Origin of the sequence: Protofrankia sp. CiP1_Cm_nod2, assembly GCF_920664355.1 — a bacterium.
Taxonomy (GTDB): Bacteria; Actinomycetota; Actinomycetes; order Frankiales; family Frankiaceae; genus Protofrankia.
This window is the reverse complement of sequence record NZ_CAKKTL010000105.1, coordinates 14,145-17,792: the sequence shown is the minus strand read 5'-3', so window position 1 is coordinate 17,792 and position 3,648 is coordinate 14,145. Positions and strand designations below refer to the sequence as shown.

5 protein-coding genes are annotated in these 3,648 nt (G+C 69.0%); 2 read left to right on the top strand and 3 right to left on the bottom strand.

Annotation, left to right across the window (positions count from 1 at the left end; all coding sequences use genetic code 11):
• Positions 1-288: acyl-CoA dehydrogenase family protein (locus NBW84_RS13295; RefSeq protein ID WP_250285001.1), on the bottom strand; the 288-nt coding region annotated here is incomplete at its 3' end.
• A 56-nt stretch (positions 289-344) separates the two neighbouring features.
• A complete protein-coding gene (locus NBW84_RS13290; RefSeq protein WP_250285000.1) occupies positions 345-617 on the bottom strand; it encodes a hypothetical protein in 273 nt (90 codons plus the stop codon).
• Positions 618-804: 187 nt separating this feature from the next.
• On the opposite strand from NBW84_RS13290, the gene NBW84_RS13285 reads away from it, so the two are divergent.
• Positions 805-1,758 (top strand): phytanoyl-CoA dioxygenase family protein, encoded by a 954-nt coding sequence (locus NBW84_RS13285; protein ID WP_250284999.1) that lies wholly within the window; start codon positions 805-807, stop codon positions 1,756-1,758.
• A gap of 364 nt (positions 1,759-2,122) precedes the next feature.
• A complete protein-coding gene (locus tag NBW84_RS13280; RefSeq protein WP_445548564.1) occupies positions 2,123-3,097 on the top strand; it encodes an alpha/beta fold hydrolase in 975 nt (324 codons plus the stop codon).
• 57 nt (positions 3,098-3,154) lie between these two features.
• Here the strand turns inward: NBW84_RS13280 and NBW84_RS13275 are convergent.
• A partial coding sequence (locus NBW84_RS13275) for an ATP-binding protein (RefSeq protein ID WP_250284995.1) occupies positions 3,155-3,648 on the bottom strand: 494 nt, incomplete at its 5' end.

Below are 3,648 nucleotides of genomic sequence, written 5' to 3'. Positions count from 1 at the left end.
GGACAGCGCGTGCACACTGACGCCGACGGCGACCGCCGCCCACCGGTAGGCGATCTCCTCCAGGACCTGCAGGTACACTTCGAACGGCTGGCCGCCGCCGCCGGCCTCCTCGGGGTAGGGCAGGCTGAGCAGCCCGGCCCGGCCCAGGACGGTGAACGCGTCGCGAGGGAACCGGCCGGCCTCCTCCCACTCGGCCACCCGCGGCTCGAGCTCCTTCTCCGCGATCGTGCTGGCGAGTTCGACCAGTTCGCGCGCCTCGTCCGAGGGCAGCTGACGTTCCGCGGGCATCCGGGCCTCCTGACGACTCGGAGAGTCGATACTCGAAGTCGTACCAGAGTACTGCTTCATTCCTTTTCGGCAGGTGGGCCCGGCTGCCGTGGACTGTCTCCGCCGTCGACGTAGCCGTAGGAGACCGAACCGGAAGCAGCGGCTTCCGCGATCATCTGCTCGGTGCCGGGGCCCGCCGGGGCCCCGCTGTCGATCATCAGGTGGGCGTCCGTCCAGCGGTCGTTCGAGCGGTCGTTCGGCGGATGAATCAACGGCGCCGGTGCCGACGGGGCCGCTCCGGCGTTCTTGCCGTGTGGATGATGCCGGTGCCGCCATGCCATAACACCCACCGCCGCTGACCTGCGGCTACATGTTGCTTTCGTCCGAGTTCTCCAATTCGGGCGTTGTTCTGCGCCGCGTCCCATAAAATCACATGGTTCGCTGTCACGCTCGTCGATGCGAGAAAGGTCAGGATCAGGTGTGGGGGAACTCGCCATTGTCACCGGCGCTTCGCTGGATTCGTCAGGTATCTCTGGGGTGAATTATATCGACCAGGCAGGTGACCGGCATTATGCGTCGTCGGATCCGGTGGCCCGTGGTGCGCACGACAGTCTGCGGCGGACGCCGGTCACCGCGAAGCGACTGACTTCCAACGGGCTGTCGATCCCTTTCGACAGCGATCGTTTCGCGTTGCTGCGTGACAGCACCCCGCTGCTGTCCAATCCGGTTGCGCTCCGGCGCCGGTTCCACGAGGACGGCTATCTGCACCTGCGCGGCGCGCTCGATCCGGACGAGGTCCGCGCGCTGCGGGCCGGCTATTTCTCCCGGTTCGACCCGGTCTACCTGAAGCCCGGGACCGAGCCGGTTCACGGTGTTTTCTCCGGGCAGCTGCCGCCGGGCCTCCCGCCGCACGGCTGGCCGGGCCATCCGGCCCACAGCTTCGTCCGTTCAGCCGCTTTCAGCCGGTTCATAAAGAACCCGCAGCTGCTGCGCCTGGCCGAGACACTGCTGGAGGCCCCCGCGGTTCTGCTGCCGCGGCATATTGTCCGGCATTTCCACCGTGGGTCGCTCACCGCGACCCGCGCCCATGCGGACTTCGACTACCTCGACGCGGGCTCCGACCGCCTGGTGACGATGTGGATACCGTTGGGTGACTGCTCGGTCGAGACCGGCGGCATGGTCTACCTGGAGGGGTCGCACCGGCTCAGCCGCGAGAAGCTGGCGCCCCTGCGTGCGGTGACGGACCGCCCGGGCGATCCCCGGCCGATCAGCCACGACCTCTTCTGGGTCTCCAGCCAGCTGGGCCTGCGATGGATGCACGTCGTCAGCAGGGCCGGCGACATCACCCTGCACAACTCGCACCTCATCCACGCGTCCCTGGACGTCACAGGGGACGTGATGCGGCTGTCCACCGATCTGCGCTTCGCCCGCCGTGGCGACACCATTGACCACCGCTGGACGATCCCCTGGTCGGGCGACGACGGGAACTGAGAGCTCGGCATCCTCCCCCGTGCCGCTCCAGGCGCGGTGGCGCTGCTACAGCGGTCACGAAGCGGCTTAAGGACCGGTACGCGGGCCACCGCGCGGCGGCGTCGGGACCATGGCGAACAGCGATGCTCTACAGCGATGCTCTCACCGGCCCGGGCCCGAGCGTCGGAACAGCGGCCGGCGGCGTATCCGGAGCGGGAATATCCAGCGTGGAGCGCGATTCCACCAGAAGTGCGGAAAAATCTTGCGAAGACCGCTCCTCGCATATCGCTCACATCAGGGCCTGTCCTGCCCACTGGTCGCGGAGATGCCGAACAGTATCCTGATGACGTCAGCACGGACAGGCATGTGCGGTAGGAGACACGGCGTGCAGAATGACCCACGATCGATTTCGTCCACGGGTGACGAGCCGGATTGTGCCAGGGTCACCACCGACACCGGCGAACCGGTGACGATACGTATTCCCGCGGACGGGGTCGAGCTGGTCGGCGATGCCTACGGCGACCCGGCCGCCGCCCCGGTCCTGCTCCTGCACGGCGGCGGCCAGACCCGTCATTCCTGGGGCACGACCGCCCGTATGCTCGCCCGTGACGGCTGGTACGCGCTCACCATCGATCTACGCGGGCACGGCGACAGCGGCTGGTCGCCCGACGGGATCTACCCCCTGAGCCGGTTCGCCGCCGATGTCGTGGCGGCCGTGCGGTGGACGGGGCGGGCGCCCGTGCTCATCGGGGCATCCCTCGGCGGCATTGCCTCGCTGACGGCTCTCAGGCAGCATCCCGATCTCGCGGCTGGTGTCGTCCTGGTCGACGTCTCACCGTTCCTGCAGGCCGCCGGTACGAACCGCATCCGGGAGTTCATGACGGCCAGGCCGGAGGGCTACGGCTCCCTGGACGAGGTCGCCGACGCCGTCGCGGCCTATCTCCCGCAACGGCCCCGGCCGCGCAACATCAGCGGCCTGCGCAAGAACCTCCGCCGGGTCGACGGCCGGTGGTTCTGGCACTGGGATCCCGCTTTTCTGCGTGATACCAGCAATCAGCTGTCCCAGCGCGGGCACGTGGTCATGCCCGGGCTCGAGGAGGCGGCCGTCTCGCTGCGGATCCCGACTCTGCTCGTGCGCGGCGGCAGGTCGGACGTACTGAGCGTCGACGATGCCCGGCGTTTCCTTGAGCTGGTTCCCCACGCCGAATATGTCGACGTGGCCGACGCCCATCACATGGTCGCCGGCGACGACAACTCGGTCTTCGACCAGGCTGTCCGCGACTTCTTCGACCGGCGTGTCCGTTCCCGCCAGCGTCTCGGCCTCGGCACGGCCCCCCGCCCTCGTCGTGACGCGCGGTGAGCGCGCCGTGGGCCTCATGCGGTGAGCGTGCCGTGGGCACCGGGCCACTGCGCGGTGTCAGATGAGCTGTTCGGCCCAGATGCTCTTGCCGGTGCGGTTGTAGCGGGTGCCCCAGTGGTGGGTGAGCTGGGCGATGAGGAACAGGCCGCGGCCGTTCTCGTCGAGGGTGCGGGCGCGGCGCAGGTGGGGGGCGGTGCTGCTGGCGTCGGAGACCTCGCAGATGAGGGCGCCGCGGTCGCGGATGAGGCGCAGGTGGATGGGGCCGGTGGTGTGGCGGATGGCGTTGGTGACCAGTTCGCTGACGACGAGGGTGGTGGTGGGGATGACGTCGGGCAGGTTCCAGGCGGTGAGCTGGCGGATGGTGTGGGCGCGGGCGTGGGCGACGACGGCGGGGTCGGCGGGCAGGTCCCAGGAGGCGACCTGGCCGGCGGTGAGGGTGTGGGTGCGGGCGAGCAGGACGGCGACGTCGTCGTCGGCGGCGGGCCGGTCCGGCAGCAGAGTAGCGAGTATGTGATCACATGTGGTCTCGAGAGTGGGGGCAGGCGTGGACA